Genomic DNA, 17,824 nt, shown 5'->3' on the forward strand with positions numbered 1-17,824 from the left:
CCGCCCGCGTGGACGCGCCGCCGGCCGCCGCTGCGGCACCGGCCGTGGCCGGCGACAACGCGCGCTACATCCTGCAGGCAGGTGCGTTCGGCGCCTCCGGCGACGCCGAGGCCACCAAGGCCAAGCTGGCGATGATGGGCCTGGCGGCACGGGTGGAGTCGGCGCAGATCAATGGCAAGACCGTGTACCGCGTGCGCATGGGGCCCTACGGCAGCGCCGGTGAGCTGTCCGAAGCCAAGCAGAAGCTGGATGGCACCGGCCTGCAGGCGATGGCGATCAAGGCACAGTGATCGTTCGGGTCTGAACGGAAGAAGCCGGGCATTGCCCGGCTTTCTTTTTTTGGGCCCCGCAGGGCCGACCCACGCCCGGCGGCCCTGAAGGCACGCAGGTCAGCCCTCGCGCGCGACCTGGAAGCCGGCGAACGACTGGCTGACCGGCATCAGTTCCAAGCGGTTGATGTTCAGATGCGGCGGCAGGCTGGCAACCCAGAAGATCTGCTCGGCGATGTCCTCGGCGGTCATCGGGTTGGCGCCGGAGTACAGCTTGTCCGACGCGGCCTGGTCACCGTGGGTACGCACCACCGTGAACTCGGTCTCGGCCATGCCCGGCTCGATGGTGGTCACACGCACGCCCGTACCGTGCAGGTCCGAACGCAGGCCCAGCGAGAACTGGCTGACGAACGCCTTGGTACCGCCATACGCGTTGCCGCCCGGGTACGGGTAGACACCGGCAACCGACGAGATGTTGATGATCGCACCCCTGCGTTCGACCAGCTGCGGCAGCAGGCGGTGGGTCAACGTCACCAGGGCGGTGATGTTGGTATCGATCATCGTCGTCCAGTCCTGCAGGCGGGCGCTCTGCGCCGGAGCGGTGCCCTGCGCGAGACCGGCGTTGTTGACCAGCAGGTCGATCTCACCGAATGCGGGGGGCAGCGCCAGCAGCGCCGCTTCCATTGCGATCGGATCGCGGACATCAAACGCCGCTGCGTGCACCACGTCCTTGCCATAGCGCTCGACCAGCGGTTGCAGGCGGTCGCTGCGACGGCCGGTGGCGATCACCTTCCAGCCTGCCTGGGCGAAGCGATGGACGGCGGCGGCGCCAAACCCGGACGTGGCGCCGGTAATCAGGACGGTGCGGGACATCAGGCAACTCCGTGGAGGAACGAGACCCCCATTCTGGCACCGTCGGCAGGACCCTGCCTTGCCTGATCGGTCTTCGCGCCGGGCACACTCAGCGCAGGCGGAACACGCGGGCCTTCGGCAGATCCTCGTCGACCTGCAGGAACCAGCGGCCGGCGATGCCCGGGATCACTTCGATCTGCGGCGCCTGGAGGGCCCTGCGCAGCTTCATCTGTCCCTTCATCACCTGCCATTGCTGTCCGTTGTCGAGGGTGAACACCGTGCCGGGGGCCCAACCGGCCACCTCCCCCACCACGCGTGCGCTGACCGGGCCTTCTTCCAGCCCCAGGTGCATGGCGGCCGGCGCCGGAACATTCGCAGGCAGCGGCGCGCCGGCGGGGGCGGCCGTGACCGCGGAAATGGCAGGCGACGCGGCCTCTGCCTGGCGCAGCACGCGGTTCAACGCCTGCAGCTGGGCCGGGCTCAGCCCCACTTCGGCCAGCTGGGCCGCAGTGAGCCGCTGTTCGACCGGAACAAAGCGGTCCTGGGCATGGGCGGCAACACTGCTGGCCGCCAGCAGGAGGAGAACGAGGTACCGGCGCATCGGAGGAGGTCTCTACGGAACAGCGCTCACGATGCTTCAATCCGGTGACAATCCGGTGACAACGGCCGGACCGCTACAATGGGCCATGATCAACAATGATGTACTGCGCAGCGTGCGCTACTCCCTGGACCTGGGCGACCATCACGTGGTGGCCCTGTGCCAGTTGGCCGACCCGACCTTCGCGGTGGATCTCGAGCAGGCCAGGGCCTGGCTGCGGCGCGAGGATGAAGCCGGCTTCGTGCCGATGGACGACAGTGCGCTGGCGCACTTCCTGGATGGCCTGATCGTGCACCTGCGCGGCCGCGACGAGAGCCAGCCGCAGCGCGCCGTGGAAACCCGCGTCGACAACAACCTGGTGCTGAAGAAGCTGCGCGTGGCGTTCCAGCTGCGCGACGTCGATCTGATGGACATCTTCGCCAGCGCCGGCTTCAAGGTATCCAAGTCCGAGATCGGGGCGCTGTTCCGCCAACCCGGGCATGCCAACTACCGACGTTGCCTGGATCAGATGCTGCGCAACTTCCTCAAGGGCCTGAGCCAGCGCCTGCGCGGTTGAGCCGCGCGGTACCGGCCCATGGGTGGCCGATACCGTCGTGGCGGCGCCGGCCCGCTAGAAGCTGCCCTGCAGCGCCAGTTCCCAGCGCCCGCCCGCGTTGCCCGGGAACAGGCGTCTGGCCGCGGTATCGGTGTCATGCACGGTGGCCCGCACTTCCCACGCCGGAGCCAACGTGGCGATGGCGCTGAGCTGCCCGTGCAGGTAATCCGGCCCCTGCGCGGCCGTCAGCCAGTAGTGGCCCACGGCCGCTTCAAGCCGGATGCGCTCTTGCAGCGGCAGGCGCACGCCCAACTGTGCGTAGGTACCGCGATGGCCACCGCCCAGGGCATCGCTGGAATGCGCGACCTGCAGCCAGGTCCGCTGCTTCCAGCCCACCGTGGCAGCGAACTCTGTCCAGTCCAGCGCGCGGGCTGTCCCCGGATACACGTAGCGGGTCAGGTTGGCGTCCAGCGTCCAGTCCGCGGCCGGTGTGCCGGACCAGCCCGCTACCAGATCGAACTCGCTGCGTGCGCCGTTGTCCGGCTTGAACGATACGTTCGAGCCCCACGCGCTGGCATACCACCCGGACGCGAGCGCGAACTTCGCTCCGGCCTGCACCGCCGGGTCGCCGTCACTCTGCGAACTGCCGCGCCAGACGTAGTCACTGGTCAACGTGGCGTTGCCGCTCACCTGTGCCTGTGCGGTGCCGACGCCCAGCAGCCCCGCCAACGCCGCGGCCACCGCCGCGATCATCCCCTTGCTGTTCACTGCACATCATTCCTCATCCAATGGCGGCTCAACCGCCGGGACGGCAGTGTCGATGGCAGGGCCGTAACGGTTCGATGGCGCTACCGTGGCGGGGGCGCAAAATCAGCGTAAAACCACTTGGCAGTGGCGCGGTATGATGGCCGCCTGTTTCCAGGAAACCACCCATGGACGCCATCCTGACGCCGGTATCGATCGGCGAGCTGATCGACAAGATCACCATTCTCGAGATCAAGGCCGAACGCATCGGCGATGCCACCAAGCTGGCCAATGTGCGGACGGAGCTGGACGGCCTGCTGCCGTTGCTGCAGCAGCAGCTGCAGGCACAGCCGGCACTTGCCGCGCTGAAGCAGCAGCTGAAGGCCATCAACGAGCGCATGTGGGACATCCAGGACCAGCTGCGCGACAAGGAAGCGGCACAGGTGTTCGATGATGCCTTCGTCCAGCTGGCGCGCGGCGTGTACGGTACCAATGGCGAGCGCGTGCAGGTCAAGAACGAGATCAACCGCGTTGCGGGGTCGGCACTGGTCGAAGAGAAGCAGTACCAAGGGGAATAAGCCCGGGTTTCAGCCGCATTCGAGCAGGTGGCGGATGCGGAACAGCTCGCCGTCACTGCGGATGCCGAGCTTCTGGTAGGCGGCTTTTTTCTGCGAGCTGACCGTGCTTGCGGAACGGCCGAAGCGCTGCGCGACTTCGCCGGTGCTGCAGCCTTCCAGCACCAGGCGCAGCACCTCGCGCTCGCGGCGGCTGAGCGGCATCAATGAGGGCATGCGGCGCGCCCGCGAGCGGCTCAACTGCGGGCGCAGTTCCGGCGGCACGAACCGCCCACCCCGGGCCACCACCTCCACAGCCCGCAGCAGCACGCGCGGTGCGGTCGCCTTGGACAGGAAGCCGCGCGCGCCGGCCTGCATGGCCGTCACCACCGTGCTGGCGTTGCAATGGGCTGAAAGCACCAGCACCGGCAACGACGGCCACTGCTGCGACAGCGTGCGCAGCAGTTGCAGGCCAACCCCTTGGTCACCCAGCGGAAGGGCATCGATCACCAGCAGATCGACACAACCGGGCTGCTGATGCAGCAGCGACAGCAGGTCGGCTTCATTGGCGAAGCTGCCACGGACCTGCAGACCGCTGTGCTCACACAACAACACTTCCAGGCCCAGCCGCAGCACCGGATGCGGATCCAGCAGCGCCAGGCGGCGCAGCTTCCCGGTATGCGGGGTGGCGGGGGCGGGCGGCATCAGTCGGATCCGGCGGAAGTGGATGCCCACCGTAGGTCGCGCCCTGCAACGGCGGAATCCAATTCGTTGCAATGCAGCATCGACTGCGCAGCCGCAGTCAGATTTCATTTCGGTTGGGTGGAACGCAACAGGCCCGGCAGATGCCGGGCCTGTCGATGCACGCAGGGCGCAGAGCGCCTGCAGCAATTACCAGCTGAAGCGCGGGCCGACGGTGTATTCCTTGTCACCGTCGCGGTTCATCTTGAGCTCGCCGTTCAGGCCCCAGTTCTGGTTCAGCTTCACCTGACCACCCAAGCGGCCGTACCACTCGCCTTCCGGATTGATGCCGCGCTTCTTCGAGAAGTCTTCGTAACCAACCATGCCGTAGACTTCGGCGTGGGCACCGAACGCGGTGCGGATGCCGGCTTCAGCGCTGTAGCCGTTGAAATCCAGACCATGCTCCAGGTCACGCTTCTGGTACGCCACGCGGGCCACGAAGTCGGTCGACGGTGCGATTTCCTGGTTGTAGCCGACACCGACCTTCCACTGGTCCAGCTTGAGGTTGGTGTGGTCGATTTCCTGGCGGCTGTAGTCACCGAAGGCGTGGAAGTTCGGCAGGAAGCCGTAGGAACCCTTCACGCCCCAGCCGTCGGCCTTGAACGCGTCGATGTCGGTCTTGGCGTAGTTGGCTTCAGCATAGTTGTAGGACAGGTTCTCGGCAGCCGAGGCGGAGAACGGCAGGGCAGCAGCCAGCGCCAGGGCAATCAGCGAATTCTTCATGGGGGTACACCTTTACTTTCTTATGGTGAGCAGCAGCGCGGAAGCGCCGTCGCATCGGGAATGTAAATTCTCCGTTATTCGCCACAACGCACCCTGAAAACAGCAACCTTCGCATTGCTGAATTTTCTGGCTTGATTCAGGCGGTCTCTGGCATACGCGCGGCGCGCGGGTACGTCCTGAATGCTTCGATCGCGGCCGTGTCGATCTGCGGCGCCCTGGTTCGTCGAACAGAAGAAGGCCGCACATGCAGTGCGGTCCATTACGGAGGCAGGCAATGAGTTACATCGATGGTTTCGTTCTGGCGGTTCCCACCGCCAACAAGGAAAAGTTCCTCGCCCATGCGCGAAGCGGCGACGTGGTCTTCATCGAGTACGGGGCGCTGCGCGTGGTCGAGTGCTGGGGCGATGACGTGCCGCATGGCAAGACGACGGACTTCTTCGGCGCAGTGAAAGCGACACCGGAAGAGACGGTGGTGTTTTCCTGGATCGAGTGGCCTGACAAGGCCACCCGTGATGCGGGCATGCAGAAGATGATGGAAGACCCGCGCCTGGACCCCGCGAAGAACCCGATGCCGTTCGACGGTGCGCGGATGATCTATGGCGGTTTCACACCCATCTACGAACTGACCCGCTGACGCCTTCGCGGCGCTCAGCGCGTACCTGCGTCGTCTTCTCCGGCAGTGCCGGCGCCCAGGGCGGCGCCGGCCCCCAGGCCGAGCCCGCCCATGCCGGCGCCCATGCCCATTCCGCCGCCGCCCGCACGGCCGCCCTTGCCTTCGCCTTCAGGGCGGCCTTTGCCGCCCCCGCTGCCGCTTGCGGGCCGGGTCGGGCCCTGCCGTGGAATCTGCAGATCGGCCGGGATCGGCGCCAGATCCAAGGCTTCGCGGACAAAATCGCGCAGCGACACCACCAGCTCATGCGTGTGCACCGGTCGTCCCTGCGCCAGCTCATCGGCGGCGCGCGCGGCCAGCCGCACCTGCTCATCGGTACCCAGCAGCAGGATGTCCGACAAGGCCGCTTCGACGGCATCGCGGATGCGCCTCGCGCGATCCGAGCCGGGTTCGACGATGCCCTGCTCATGGGCGCGCTGGCGCAGGTCGCGCAGATGGCTGGGGTCGACCCCCAGCTCACCGGTGAACGAACCGCCCAGGGTCTTGTAGGCGGCCATCAGCGTGCGCAGCCGTTCGTTGATCTGCCGGTTCTCGCGCTCGCGGCGCTGCTGCAGGGTCTGCATCACCAGCAGGCGGATACCCACACCCAGCAGCGTGATCAGCACCAGGCCGGCCAACGTGGAAAGCACACCCTGCCAGGAACTGAAATCGATGCCACGCATGATGGGAACTCCAGCGGAGGGACTTCATCTTGCCCCAGGACGACCCCGCAGGCTTCATGCCGGGCCGTTGTACCGCCCCATGAACGCAGAAGGCCCCACCGCCCGGCAGGACGGAGGGGCCTTCGCCGCACGCGCGATTACTTGCGCTTGGCGGCCTTGCGCACGGCCTTCTTCGCCGGGGCCTTCTTGGCAGCGGCCTTCTTCAGCGGTGCAGCCTTGCGGGCGACAGCCTTCTTGGTGGTCGCTGCCTTCTTGGCAACCGTCTTGCGGGTAGCAGCGGCCTTCTTGCCGACAACCTTCTTGGCGGCAGCCGTCTTCTTGGCGGCGACCTTGCGGGTAGCGGCAACCTTCTTGCCGACAACCTTCTTCGCGGCCACGGTCTTCTTGCCAGCCACCTTCTTGGCGGCGACCGTCTTCTTGGCCACGGCCTTCTTGGCGGTGGCCACCTTCTTGCCGACAACCTTCTTCGCGGCGGCGGCCTTCTTGGCAACCGTCTTCTTGGTGGCGGCTGCCTTCTTGGTCGCAGCCTTCTTCACCGTGGCGACCTTCTTGCCGGCAGCCTTGGTGGCGGCCTTGGTGGTCTTCTTGGCAACAGCAGCCTTCTTGGCGACAGTCTTGCCGGCAGCGGCCTTCTTCTTGGCCACTTCCTTCTTCAGGGCAGCGGCTTCGGCCTTGGCATTCTTCTTGGCGGCTTCCAGCTTCTGCTTGGCCTTGGCGACCGTCTTGCCGACCGACTTGGCGGCCTTCTCGGCCTTCTTGGCAACGGTCTTCTCGACCTTGGCCACGGCCTTCTTGGCCTTGGCGACGCGGGTGGTGGCGGCCTTGCGGGCGCGCTTGACGGTCTTCTTGACCGACTTCACTGCGTCTTCAGCGGCGTGGGCGATGGTCTCGCCGACGTTGGTGGCGGTTTCTTTCGCGTTCTCGACGGCGTCGGTCACGACCGACACACCATTACCGTTGCTCATGTTGCCCTCCTGGGGGCGTGGATTGTCAAAACGGGGCGATGCTATACCGACAATGACGATCGTGGAACGGGTGGTACGCCTGCAATCGCGTCTGCTGCGACGATAGTAGTGTAGGGGGAGGCTGGTGCTGCTACCGTCGATCCGCAGCAAACCCCTTTTTTTCAGCGCTGCGCCATGGGATTGAGGTGCACGTTGCGGCGACGGGCTGCCTGCACGCCCCTTGCCGGAACCTGCACGCGCGACGTGCCATCGCGCACCTTGGATCGGCGGAACTGCGCAAGTATCAGAGGGTGTCCTGGCCACGCCGGCGGACACACCCTATCGGTGTAGCGCCGATGGCCGACCGCACCGCAGGCGGGTCAGCCGTCGTCGAGTGCCGCATCGACGAGGGTCTCTTTCATCGCGCATTTATCCACGCCGCGGCAGATTCATTCAGCTTGTTTTACCGTATGGGCCAACGGCCCCCATCCCACGCCTGCGAACCGACTCCCATGCGACCGCTACCTACCCTTCTCACGCTCGCAATCGCCGCCGCCTTCGGTGGATTCGTCGCCACCGGCATCAACGCCCACCTGGACAACCGCGCCGACGCCGCGCCCTTGCCGGCGGCCCTTCCGGCCACCGCCGCATTGCCGGCTTCGGTCGCCGGCCAGCCGGTGCCTTCGCTGGCACCGATGCTGGAAAAGACCATGCCCGCCGTGGTCAGCGTCAACACCAAGCAGGTGGTACGGGTACGCAACCCCTTCTTCAACGACCCGTTCTTCCGCCGCCTGTTCCCGGACATCCCGCAGGAACGGATCAACGAATCGCTGGGTTCGGGCGTCATCATCGACGCGAAGGAAGGCCTGGTGCTGACCAACCACCACGTCATCGAGAACGCCGATGACGTGCAGGTGACGCTCGCTGACGGGCGCACGGTCAAGGCGGAATTCCTCGGTTCGGACCGCGACACCGACATCGCCCTGATCCGCATCCCGGCGCAGAACCTCACCGAGATCAAGCTCGGCAACAGCGACCAGCTGCGGGTCGGCGACTTCGTGGTGGCGATCGGCAATCCGTTCGGCTTCAGCCAGACGGTGACCTCGGGCATCGTCTCGGCGGTCGGCCGCAGTGGCATCCGTGGGCTGGGCTACCAGAACTTCATCCAGACCGACGCCTCGATCAACCCGGGCAACTCCGGAGGTGCGCTGGTCGATCTGCAGGGCCAGCTGGTCGGCATCAACACCGCCAGCTTCAACCCGCAGGGCAGCATGGCCGGCAACATCGGCCTGGGCCTGGCCATTCCCACCAACCTGGCGCGCAGCGTGGTCGACCAGCTGGTCAAGCATGGCGTGGTGGTGCGCGGCACCCTGGGCGTGGAAAGCCAGAACCTGAGCGCGCAGATCGCCCAGGGCCTGGGCCTGGGCGAAACCCGCGGCGCGCTGATCACCCGGGTACTGGCCGGTTCGGCCGGTGCGGCGGCCGGGCTGAAGCCGGGCGACGTCGTGGTTGCCGCCAACGGTCAGCGCGTGGACAGCGCCGAAGCCCTGCACAACGTGGAGGGCCTGGCAGCGGTAGGCAGCGTACTGGCGCTGGACGTGCGCCGCGAAGGCAAGCCGCTGCAGATCCGGGCGACGCTGAAGGAGCAGGCGCGCGCCGCCAGCGGCGACAGCCTGGACCCGCGCCTGGGCGGCGCGACCTTCGTCGACCTGCCCGAATCGCTGCGCCAGTTCGGCGTACGCGGGGTGCTGGTCAGCGAGGTCAAGCGCGGCAGCCGCGCAGCCGGCAACGGGCTCCAGCAGGGCGACATCATCACTGATGCCACGGTGGGTGAATTCGCCGACCTGGCCAGCTGGCGCGCGAATTTCCAGCAGCGGCCACCGACCCTGGTGCTGCGCATCCTGCGCAACAACGGCCAGCAGCAGGGCCAGTTGGTGATGCGCTGATCGCTCCGCCGTAACACCCCCTATACCCGGCCAGTGCTATTGCTGTACGTCCCTGTCGGCTGAAGCCGATCGTCCGTTCCCCCATCGCAACAGGAGTGATTCGATGAGCCCCACCAATACCGAGAACCTGAAGGAACACCTGGGTGAAGCCGGTTCCCACCTCAAGCAGGCCGCCAGTGCTGCCGGCGGTGCGATCAAGGGCGCGACCGGCGCTGCAACCGACGAACTGCGCATCGGCAAGGCCAACGTCAAGGCCGAGCTGTCCGACACGGCGCTGTCCGGCCTGGCTGCGGCTGAATTCGGCGGCGCTGCCGCCAAGGAACAGGTCGATGCACTGATGGACAAGGGCAAGGATCTGATCGACAGCGCCGCTGAACTGATCCGTGAACGTCCCTTGGCATCGTTCGGTGTTGCCTTCGCCACTGGCTGGATCATCGCCAAGCTGGCTCGCGGCAGCAGCGACAAGTAAGTCCACGGCGTGAGCGAAGACAACACGCAACGCCCCGATCCGGCGGCCACCCCGCCGCTGGACGAGAGCATCCGCCAGGTCGGCGCGGCCGGTCGCGCCGCCGCCGATTCGGCCAAGCACACGCTGCGCTCGCTGCGTCGCCTGGCCTCGTCGGATTTCGCGCTCGCCCGCAGTGCGTTCGGCCGGGCCCTGGCCTGGGCGGGCGTGGCGATCGTGTTCGGGGCCTCGGCCTGGCTGCTGATGGCCGCCACGCTCATCGCCCTGCTGCAGAGCTGGGGCCTGAGTTGGCTGCAGGCGCTTCTGATCACCTCGCTGATCAGCCTCGCGGTAACCGGCTATGCGATCTGGCGGGTGTCCTACTTCTTCCACCACACCGGCATGCACGCTACCCGGCGCCAGCTGTCGCGCCTTGGCCTGTTCGACGAGCCCAGCGAAGACGATCCCGATGCCGGCGTACAGATTCCGGAGGGCAAGCCATGAAGTTCGGCGCATTGCAGCGGCGGGTGAAACGTTGCGAACAGGTAGTGGCCGTGCGCATGGGTGAAACCCAGGACAACTGGACCGTGCTCAGCGAGGTCTGGCGCAGGGGCTGGTCTCCCCTGCGCATCGTGGTGGTCGGCCTGGCCGGTGGCTTCGTGGCCGGCAAGCTGGAAGTGCCGGGCAAAGTGAACGGTGCGCGCTGGCTGCAGATGATCGGCTCGGTCTCCAGCCTGGTGGCCAGCGGCCAGGCAGCACTGGCTGCCGCCGTGGCAGCCTACGCCGCCGACACCGCAGATGATGCGGCCGACACTGCCGAAGCCGCCGCCGACCCGGTCGCTCCCGCTGCCGCGGCACCCGCTTCCGCGCCACCTGCCGAGCCTGAGGCGCGCGAACCGCGGCCTGCCGAAGCGGCCACCGAACTGTCCGAACGTTGACGAACAGCATCCGCCGCGTTGACCGCGGCGGACGGATAATAGGCTCCCCTTCCCGGTCGGTACGTCGATGAGCGAGTCCCTCCTGTCCCCGTCACCGGCCGAACCCGCACCGTCTGCTGCCGCCCTTCCGCCGCCCACCCGCCCGCGCGGGCCGATGTCGCTGGTGGTGCTGGCAACGCTGGCGGTGGCCTACACGCTGTGGGCCGCACAGGACATCATCCTGCCGGTACTGCTGGCGATGTTCTTCGCGCTGGTCGGCAACCCGATCCTGCGCCTGCTGCAGAAGCTGTGGATTCCGCGGGCGCTGGGAGCGCTGCTGGTTCTCGGTGCCGGCCTGGGCGTGACCAGCTCGCTGGCCGTGCAGCTGATCGGCCCGGCGATGGAATGGGCGCAGGAAGCGCCACAACAGCTGCGCAAGGTCGCCCGGCAGGTACAGGATCTGACCAAGCCGGTGCAGCAGGCCAATCTGGCGGCCGAGAACTTCGCCCGCGTTGCCGGCGGCGACAGCAATCGCAAGGTGCAGGTGATCCGCACCCAGCTGGACGATCCCTATCGCATGCTGACCCGCGCACCCCGGCTGGCCGCCTCGGTACTGGCCGTGGTCCTGCTGACGCTGTTCTTCATGATCTATGGGCAAAGCCTGCAGCGCGCGGCGATCGCATTGTTCCCGAACCGCCAGCAACAGCGCTTCACCAGCGACATCCTGCGCTCGATCGAGCGCGAGGTGTCGCGCTATGTGCTGACCATCAGCGTGATCAACACGCTGGTCGGCCTGGTTTTCGCGGGCGTGCTGATGCTGCTGGGGATCGGCCTGCAGGAAGCGCTGCTGTGGGGGACGGTGGCGGCACTGCTGAACTTCGCGCCCTATGTGGGCCCGTTGATCGGAGTAGCGCTGATGCTGCTGATGGGCTTCGTCGAATTCCGCGACCCGCTGCAGGCACTGCTGCCCGCCGCGGCGTATCTGGGCCTGCATACCCTGGAGGGCCAGCTGGTGACCCCGATCGTGCTGGGCCGGCGCATGAAGCTCTCGCCGCTGGTCCTGATCCTGGCGCTGATGGTGTTCGGCTGGGCCTGGGGCATGATCGGGCTGCTGCTGGCGGTGCCGCTGCTGGTCTGCATCAAGCTGGTGCTGGCCCGGCTGGACGGCATGCAGGGCTGGGCGCGCCTGCTGGAATGAAAGCGCGCGCGGGCAGGCGTAGAATGACCGGGTGAATTTCCCCGTCCTTGCCATCACCCTCGACCTCGACGACACGCTGTGGCCGTTCGCACCGATCGGCGCCCGCATCGACCAGGTGCTGCACGACTGGATGCGTGAACACAGCCCGGCCACCGCCGCGATGTATCCGCTGGCGGCGATGCGCGAACTGCGCGAGCGCTCGTTCCGCGACAACCCGCATCTGCATCATGACCTTAGCGCGCTGCGCCGGCTGACGCTGCGTGAGGCGCTGCAGAACAGCGGCGCCAGCCTGGACCTGCTGGAGCCGGCCTACGAAGCGTTCTATGCCGCGCGCAACCAGGTGGAGTGCTATCCCGATGCCCTCGATGCCCTGGCGCGTATCGCCGCGCGGGTACCGGTGGCCGCGCTGAGCAATGGCAATGCGGACCTGCAGCGGATCGGGCTGGCCCATCATTTCGCCTTCCAGCTGGGTGCGCGCGAACATGGCGCGGCGAAGCCGGAGGCGAGCATTTTCCATGCCGCGTGTACCCGGCTGGGCGTGGCCCCGGCGCAGGTGCTGCATGTCGGTGACCACATCGAGATGGACGTGGCCGGCGCCATCGCCGCCGGCCTGCGCGGCTGCTGGATCAACCGCGACGCCGCCACCTGGACCCATCCGCAGCTGCAGCCCGACCTGCAGTTCGACACCCTCACCGGCCTGGCCGACTGGTTGGACGCCAACCTCGGCGCCACTGCACCCCGGAGCAATTGACGCATGAGCGAGATCACGGGCTTCACCGCCGACACTTCTGCCGCACTGCCGCTGTACGTGCTGGATCGCGAGCAGTTCGCCCGCTGGAACGCCGGACAGCCGGCCGCCACGCAGGCCTGGCTGGCCTCGCAGGGCTTCACCGCCGGCTCGCACAGCATCGCCCTGCTGCCCGGCAGCGAGGGTCTGGCCGGTGCGGTGATGGGCGTGGGCGATCGCGGCGATGCCTACAGCTATGCGCACGCGCCGCACGCCCTGCCCGAAGGCAGCGTGTGGCAGCTCGCCAGTGAGCTGCCGGCCAGCGAGCAGGCACTGCTGCAGCTGGGCTGGGGCCTGGGCAGCTATCGCTTCGACCGCTACCGCAAGCGCAACCGGCACCCGGCGCAGCTGGTTGCCGCACCGACCGGGGAAGTGGCGGATCTGATCGCCGCCAGCCTGCGCGTGCGCGACTGGGTCAACACGCCCACCGAAGACATGGGTCCGCAGCAGCTGGAAGAGGCCGCACGCACGCTGGCAGCGGCGCACGGCGCCGAGGTCGAAGCGATCACCGGTGATGCGCTGCTGGCGCAGAATTTCCCGGCCATCCATGCCGTCGGCCGCGCATCGCATCGCGCGCCGCGCCTGGTCGTGCTGCGCTGGGGCAAGGCGACGGATCCGGCGCTGGTGCTGGTCGGCAAGGGCGTGTGCTTCGATACCGGTGGGCTGGACATCAAGCCGGCCGATGGCATGCGCAACATGAAGAAGGACATGGGCGGCGCCGCGCACGCGCTGGCCCTGGCAGGACTGGTGATGGCCCAGCAGCTGCCGGTGCGCCTGACCTTGCTGGTGCCGGCGGTGGAGAACGCGATCGGCCCGGATGCGTTCCGTCCGGGCGAAGTCATCGCCACCCGCAAGGGCCTGAGCGTGGAGATCGACAACACCGACGCCGAAGGCCGTGTGATCCTGTGCGACGCGTTGACCTTCGCCGCTGAGCAGAAGCCGGACCTGGTTCTGGACTTCGCGACCCTGACCGGCGCTGCGCGCATCGCGCTGGGCCCGGACCTGCCGGCACTTTTCAGCAACGATGACACCGTCGCCCAGCAGTGGCTGCAGGCCGGAGATGAAACGCGCGACCCGGTCTGGCGCATGCCGCTGTGGCGTCCCTACCTGCGTTACCTGAGCAGCGGCATCGCCGACCTGGCCAATGCCGGTTCGCGCATGGCGGGCTCGGTTACCGCCGCGCTGTACCTGGAGCGCTTCCTTGAGGATGGCCAGCGCTGGGCGCACCTGGATGTGTACGCCTGGAACGATGGCGAACGGCCGGGCCGCCCGGCCGGCGGCGAAGCACTGGCCCTACGCTCGGCCTGGGCGATGCTGAAGGCACGCTACGCCTGAGCGCAGCCGATGCGCGGGTGGAGCCGGACAGGGGTCCGCTCCACCGGGTTGTGACGAAAAATTGAATTCCGGCCACGGTCGGGTTCTGCGAGGATGTGTCGGCCGACCACCCACACATTCCGTGAAGGCAGGACTCCGACCATGTCGCTCTTCCGCTACACCCGCGCCGGCCAGGGGCCGCGCACACCGCGCAGGCATTCGCCGCTGCCCTGGATCGCGCTGATCGCCCTGATTCTTGGCGGGATCACGCTGGGCTTTGCCTGGCTGGCCGGCTGGGTCGGCCACCGCCTCACCGCGCAACGCTTCACCGACACCATCGAGGCCACCGGCCCGGCCCATCCCGGGTTCCGCCGTGCGCACAGCAAGGGCGTGTGCGTGAGTGGCTGGTTCGCACCCAGTGCACAGGCGCCGACGCTGTCCAGCGCGCGCGTGTTCTCGCAGGCCCGGGTGCCGGTGCTGGGCCGCCTGTCGATCGGTGGTGGCGATCCCCATGGGGCCGATGGCAGCGCCCGGGTGCGCAGCATCGCCCTGCAGCTGGTCAGCGACGATGGCCAGGAATGGCGGATGGCGATGAACAGTTTCCCGTTCTTCGCGGTGCCGACGGCGGAGGCCTTCTTCGAACAGACGCAGGCGCAGATCCCGGATCCGGCAACCGGCAAGCCCGACCCGCAGAAGATGGCGGCGGTGCTGGCCAAGTACCCCAGCGCGCAGGCGTTCCAGCAATGGGCACGGACCGCGCCGTGGACCGACAGCTGGGCCAATACCCGCTTCAACAGCGTCAACAGCTTCTGGTTCACCAATGCGCAGGGCCAGCGACGCGCCGTTCGCTGGCAATGGCAGCCCCGCACGCCGGTCGCCGAGCTTGATGCCGACGCCCGCAAGCGCGCCGATGTCGATTTCCTCAGCCAGGACCTGCAGCGCCGGCTGGCGGCCGGCCCGGTGCAATGGGACCTGGTGGTCAGCATCGCCGAACCGGGGGACGCCATCGACGATCCGTCGGTGCCCTGGCCGGACGCGCGGGAAACGGTGGTGGCAGGCGTGCTGAGCCTGGACCGCATGCAGTCGCAGGAACAGGGCGCCTGCGGCGAGCTGAACTTCGACCCGCTGATCCTGCCCAGCGGCATCCGCGGCAGTGATGATCCGATCCTGGCCGCGCGGTCGGCGGTCTATTCGCAGTCGTTCAACCGGCGCGAGCGCGAGCGCGCGGCCGGAGCGGCAGCGCAACCGAAGGAGGCTGCACGATGAGTACCGGCAATGGCCACTTCAACCTGTTGGCGCGGGTACTGCACTGGTCGATGGCGGTGATGATCATCGCCATGCTGTTCATCGGCGTGACCATGGTCGCCTCGCTGCACCTGCGGCCGATGCTGCTCGACCTGCACCGCCCGCTGGGCATCGCGATCGGCGTGCTGGTGCTGCTGCGCCTGTACAACCGCCTGCGCCATCGGCCGCCGCCGCTGCCGGCCGATCTTCCGGTGTGGCAGGTGATGGCGGCAAAGGCATCGCACTGGATGCTGTACGCGCTGATGCTGGCAATGCCGCTGGTGGGCTGGGCAATGCTGTCCGCGGGAGGCTACCCCATCGTGCTGGGGGGCGGACTGCACCTGCCACCGATCGTGCCGCACACACCGGCACTGTATGCAGCGCTGCGTAGCGCACACAGCCTGCTGGCCTACGTGCTGTTCGCCACGGTGCTGATGCATGTCGGTGCCGCCCTCTTCCACCTGTGGGTCCGCCGCGATGGCGTGTTCCAGGCGATGGCGCGCGGGAAGGACTGACGCGACTGCGGCCTGTCGATCGCTCGTGGGCCAGGGAACCCCTCGGGAGCCGCCGGGCATGGCTCGGCTCAAAAGGGTCGAGCCACTCCGCTACAGCCAGCCCTTCTGCCGTGCCAGCCGGTACGCCTCGATCCGGTTGGCCACGCCCAGCTTGCCGATGCACTCGGACAGGTAGTTGCGCACCGTGCCGTGCGACAGTCCCAGCTGCTCGGCGATCTCGCTGGCAGTCCGTCCTTCGCCCGCCAGGCGCAGCACGCGCCGCTCGCGGTCGGTCAGCGGGTCCGCCTGTGACCAGGCATCGAGTGCCAGCTGTGGGTCGATCGCACGCACGCCCTGCTTCACCTTGCGCAGTGCATCGGCCAGGTTCTCCGCTGGCGCGTCCTTGAGCAGATAGCCGAGCACGCCTGCGTCCAGCGCGCGGCGCAGGAAACCGGCGCGCGCGAAGGTGGTCACGATCACCACCTTGATGGGCAGTTCGTGGCGTGCGATGCGCTGGGCCAGTTCCAGCCCTGACAGACCGGGCATCTCGATATCGGTCACCAGGATGTCCGGCTTCAGCTGCTGCAGCATGCGCCAGGCGGCCTCGCCATCGGCGGCGCTGCCCAGCACCTCGATGTCCGCCTCCAGACTGAGCAATGCGGACAGTGCGCCGCGCACCATGGCCTGGTCTTCCGCCAGCAGGATGCGGATCATGCCGCGCCATCCTGCGCCACCGGCGCGGGTGCAGCGGGCGGCAACGGGACAGTGGCCGCCGACAGCGGCACGCGCACGCTCAGCACCGTGCCCTCGCCGCGCGGAGACTGCACGGTGAGATACCCGCCCAGCGCCGCAGTGCGCTCACGCATGCCGCTCAGTCCATTGCCCTCGGCCTGCATGCCACCCCGGCCATCATCGCGGATCTGCATCACCAGTACTTTTCCTTCCTTCATGAAGTCCACCCGCGCCTGTGTCGCCTGCGCATGGCGGGCAATATTCGTCGCGGCCTCCCGCAGGACCAGCGCCAGGCCACGCTCCACCTCCACCGGCATCGGCGGCGGCGGCGCGTACTGCAGATGCACCTGCTGGCACTCCAGCAGCAGCCGCGCCGAGGCCAGCTCCCCGGCCAGGTCGCTGGCCCGGATGCCGGTGACCGCACTGCGCACCTGCGCCAGCGCTTCGCGGGCGATGGCCTCGGCCTCGCCAATCTCCTGCCGTGCGCGCGCGTCGCCGCGATCGTGCAGTTTGCGTGCCAGCTCCAGTTTCAGGGTGATCAGCGACAGGGTGTGGCCCAGCAGATCGTGCAGGTCGCGACCGATCCGCTCACGCTCGGCGGTCGCCGCCAGGCGACGTACTTCCTCCTGCGACAGCTGCAGGGCCGCCTCCTTCTCCTGGTTGAGCGCCTCGACATTGACGACCAGGCCGACGATGTACGACACCGCCGGAATCCACACCAGGCTCTGCCAGGGATACTCGAACGCGAGCGCGACCACGCAGAACACGATGTTCAGACCGGTCAACTGCAGCAGGTACCGCCACCAGCCACCACGCCCGCTGACCCGCATCAGTACGCAGCCGAACACGAAGTAGGTCAGCCCAGACGGATACCAGGGCAGCAGGACCAGGGCCATTGCAATCAGACCCAGCGCATAACGGGTTGCGTGGTGGCGGGGCGACACCAGCACCTTGGCGTACAGCAGCAGGAACAGCGGGTAGCTGGCCAGAGTCAGCAGCAGCCAGCGCAGGGTGAACCCATGGCCCAGCAGCGGGGTCAGGAAGATCCACACCGACCACAGCAGATGGATCGCCTCGCTCCAGGGCGACTTGCCACGTCGCAGCGTGTCGGCGACCGCCGAGTCCGGCGCAGGGCGCAGCAGGGAGGCCAGCCAGCTCGATGACACGGGAGGGTCCAGGCGGGAACGATCGCTGCCGATCATGCCAGTTCAGCCGATCCTGCGCAGGCGCGGGCGCGCCAGCACGGCCCTGCCGGCCGCGTGCGCTGCCCTCCGCCAGGCCTGCGCAGGCGCAACAGCCCGCTGATCGCGGTACTCTTGCCGGCGCCGTTACGACGCACCTGCACCTGCTGCAGGCCAGCCAGCGACGGGGCGATCGGAGCCATGGGCGGTACCGGTAGCGGGGACGTTGCCATC

The 17,824-nt window shown here is 67.8% G+C and carries 23 protein-coding genes; 13 read left to right on the forward strand and 10 right to left on the reverse strand.

The window, feature by feature from the left end; translation table 11 throughout:
• Window positions 1–290: SPOR domain-containing protein (locus tag QMZ25_RS00535; RefSeq protein WP_283218945.1), on the forward strand; the 290-nt coding region annotated here is incomplete at its 5' end.
• 99 nt (window positions 291–389) lie between these two features.
• Here QMZ25_RS00535 and QMZ25_RS00540 read toward each other — a convergent pair.
• Entirely contained in the window at window positions 390–1,142 is a 753-nt protein-coding gene (locus tag QMZ25_RS00540) for an SDR family NAD(P)-dependent oxidoreductase (protein WP_283218946.1), read from the reverse strand.
• A gap of 88 nt (window positions 1,143–1,230) precedes the next feature.
• On the reverse strand, window positions 1,231–1,722 hold the full coding sequence (locus QMZ25_RS00545) for a hypothetical protein (RefSeq protein ID WP_053516522.1): 492 nt from the start codon (window positions 1,720–1,722) through the stop codon (window positions 1,231–1,233).
• An 85-nt stretch (window positions 1,723–1,807) separates the two neighbouring features.
• Between QMZ25_RS00545 and QMZ25_RS00550 the strand changes: the two genes are divergently transcribed.
• Window positions 1,808–2,275 carry a DUF1456 family protein gene (locus tag QMZ25_RS00550; protein WP_053516523.1) on the forward strand — a complete coding sequence of 156 codons (468 nt, stop codon included), beginning with the start codon at window positions 1,808–1,810 and terminating at the stop codon, window positions 2,273–2,275.
• A gap of 54 nt (window positions 2,276–2,329) precedes the next feature.
• On the opposite strand, the gene QMZ25_RS00555 is transcribed toward QMZ25_RS00550, so the two are convergent.
• Window positions 2,330–3,022 carry a TorF family putative porin gene (locus QMZ25_RS00555; protein ID WP_164151242.1) on the reverse strand — a complete coding sequence of 231 codons (693 nt, stop codon included), beginning with the start codon at window positions 3,020–3,022 and terminating at the stop codon, window positions 2,330–2,332.
• Window positions 3,023–3,186: 164 nt separating this feature from the next.
• On the opposite strand from QMZ25_RS00555, the gene QMZ25_RS00560 reads away from it, so the two are divergent.
• Window positions 3,187–3,576 carry a DUF6165 family protein gene (locus QMZ25_RS00560; RefSeq protein WP_065174221.1) on the forward strand — a complete coding sequence of 130 codons (390 nt, stop codon included), beginning with the start codon at window positions 3,187–3,189 and terminating at the stop codon, window positions 3,574–3,576.
• 9 nt (window positions 3,577–3,585) lie between these two features.
• On the opposite strand, the gene QMZ25_RS00565 is transcribed toward QMZ25_RS00560, so the two are convergent.
• Together QMZ25_RS00565 and QMZ25_RS00570 are read right to left on the reverse strand one after the other, a co-directional pair.
• On the reverse strand, window positions 3,586–4,257 hold the full coding sequence (locus tag QMZ25_RS00565) for a response regulator transcription factor (protein WP_053516559.1): 672 nt from the start codon (window positions 4,255–4,257) through the stop codon (window positions 3,586–3,588).
• Window positions 4,258–4,443: 186 nt separating this feature from the next.
• A complete protein-coding gene (locus QMZ25_RS00570) occupies window positions 4,444–5,016 on the reverse strand; it encodes an Ax21 family protein (protein ID WP_053516527.1) in 573 nt (190 codons plus the stop codon).
• Window positions 5,017–5,290: 274 nt separating this feature from the next.
• On the opposite strand from QMZ25_RS00570, the gene QMZ25_RS00575 reads away from it, so the two are divergent.
• Window positions 5,291–5,650, forward strand: coding sequence for a DUF1428 domain-containing protein (locus QMZ25_RS00575; RefSeq protein WP_053516528.1), 360 nt, complete (start codon window positions 5,291–5,293; stop codon window positions 5,648–5,650).
• A 14-nt stretch (window positions 5,651–5,664) separates the two neighbouring features.
• Here the strand turns inward: QMZ25_RS00575 and QMZ25_RS00580 are convergent, their stop codons facing one another.
• Window positions 5,665–6,348 carry a hypothetical protein gene (locus QMZ25_RS00580; RefSeq protein ID WP_277381309.1) on the reverse strand — a complete coding sequence of 228 codons (684 nt, stop codon included), beginning with the start codon at window positions 6,346–6,348 and terminating at the stop codon, window positions 5,665–5,667.
• Between the two features lie 137 nt (window positions 6,349–6,485).
• On the reverse strand, window positions 6,486–7,313 hold the full coding sequence (locus QMZ25_RS00585) for a histone (RefSeq protein ID WP_283218947.1): 828 nt from the start codon (window positions 7,311–7,313) through the stop codon (window positions 6,486–6,488).
• 491 nt (window positions 7,314–7,804) lie between these two features.
• On the opposite strand from QMZ25_RS00585, the gene QMZ25_RS00590 reads away from it, so the two are divergent.
• The 9 genes from QMZ25_RS00590 (at window position 7,805) to QMZ25_RS00630 (ending at window position 15,698) form a co-directional block, all read left to right on the forward strand.
• Window positions 7,805–9,238, forward strand: a complete 1,434-nt coding sequence (locus tag QMZ25_RS00590; protein ID WP_283218948.1) for a Do family serine endopeptidase — start codon at window positions 7,805–7,807, stop codon at window positions 9,236–9,238.
• 103 nt (window positions 9,239–9,341) lie between these two features.
• Window positions 9,342–9,707 carry a hypothetical protein gene (locus QMZ25_RS00595; protein WP_053516533.1) on the forward strand — a complete coding sequence of 122 codons (366 nt, stop codon included), beginning with the start codon at window positions 9,342–9,344 and terminating at the stop codon, window positions 9,705–9,707.
• A gap of 9 nt (window positions 9,708–9,716) precedes the next feature.
• Window positions 9,717–10,187 carry a phage holin family protein gene (locus QMZ25_RS00600; RefSeq protein ID WP_053516534.1) on the forward strand — a complete coding sequence of 157 codons (471 nt, stop codon included), beginning with the start codon at window positions 9,717–9,719 and terminating at the stop codon, window positions 10,185–10,187.
• The gene (locus QMZ25_RS00605; protein WP_053516536.1) at window positions 10,184–10,621 is read left to right on the forward strand and encodes a hypothetical protein; all 438 of its coding nucleotides are present in this window, start codon (window positions 10,184–10,186) and stop codon (window positions 10,619–10,621) included. Before QMZ25_RS00600 ends, QMZ25_RS00605 begins: the two co-directional genes overlap by 4 nt.
• Before the next feature lie 67 nt (window positions 10,622–10,688).
• Window positions 10,689–11,798 (forward strand): AI-2E family transporter, encoded by a 1,110-nt coding sequence (locus QMZ25_RS00610; RefSeq protein ID WP_053516537.1) that lies wholly within the window; start codon window positions 10,689–10,691, stop codon window positions 11,796–11,798.
• Window positions 11,799–11,829: 31 nt separating this feature from the next.
• On the forward strand, window positions 11,830–12,549 hold the full coding sequence (locus QMZ25_RS00615) for an HAD-IA family hydrolase (RefSeq protein WP_053516538.1): 720 nt from the start codon (window positions 11,830–11,832) through the stop codon (window positions 12,547–12,549).
• Window positions 12,550–12,552: 3 nt separating this feature from the next.
• Window positions 12,553–13,920 (forward strand): leucyl aminopeptidase family protein, encoded by a 1,368-nt coding sequence (locus tag QMZ25_RS00620; protein WP_053516540.1) that lies wholly within the window; start codon window positions 12,553–12,555, stop codon window positions 13,918–13,920.
• A 141-nt stretch (window positions 13,921–14,061) separates the two neighbouring features.
• Window positions 14,062–15,165: a catalase family peroxidase gene (locus QMZ25_RS00625; protein ID WP_180876922.1), complete on the forward strand. Its 1,104-nt coding sequence runs from the start codon at window positions 14,062–14,064 to the stop codon at window positions 15,163–15,165.
• A complete protein-coding gene (locus tag QMZ25_RS00630; protein WP_065182014.1) occupies window positions 15,162–15,698 on the forward strand; it encodes a cytochrome b in 537 nt (178 codons plus the stop codon). The genes QMZ25_RS00625 and QMZ25_RS00630 overlap by 4 nt, the downstream gene beginning before the upstream one ends.
• 90 nt (window positions 15,699–15,788) lie before the next feature.
• On the opposite strand, the gene QMZ25_RS00635 is transcribed toward QMZ25_RS00630, so the two are convergent.
• The 3 genes from QMZ25_RS00635 to QMZ25_RS00645 are packed head-to-tail and all read right to left on the reverse strand — an operon-like array spanning window position 15,789 to window position 17,793.
• Window positions 15,789–16,391, reverse strand: coding sequence for a response regulator transcription factor (locus tag QMZ25_RS00635; RefSeq protein WP_053516542.1), 603 nt, complete (start codon window positions 16,389–16,391; stop codon window positions 15,789–15,791).
• On the reverse strand, window positions 16,388–17,611 hold the full coding sequence (locus tag QMZ25_RS00640) for a sensor histidine kinase (RefSeq protein WP_283218949.1): 1,224 nt from the start codon (window positions 17,609–17,611) through the stop codon (window positions 16,388–16,390). The genes QMZ25_RS00635 and QMZ25_RS00640 overlap by 4 nt, the downstream gene beginning before the upstream one ends.
• Window positions 17,608–17,793 (reverse strand): hypothetical protein, encoded by a 186-nt coding sequence (locus QMZ25_RS00645; RefSeq protein WP_065182016.1) that lies wholly within the window; start codon window positions 17,791–17,793, stop codon window positions 17,608–17,610. The genes QMZ25_RS00640 and QMZ25_RS00645 overlap by 4 nt, the downstream gene beginning before the upstream one ends.
• Window positions 17,794–17,824: the final 31 nt, after the last annotated feature.

Origin of the sequence: Stenotrophomonas sp. RS-48, assembly GCF_030053245.1 — a bacterium.
In the GTDB taxonomy this organism is placed as follows: Bacteria; Pseudomonadota; Gammaproteobacteria; order Xanthomonadales; family Xanthomonadaceae; genus Stenotrophomonas; species Stenotrophomonas maltophilia_P.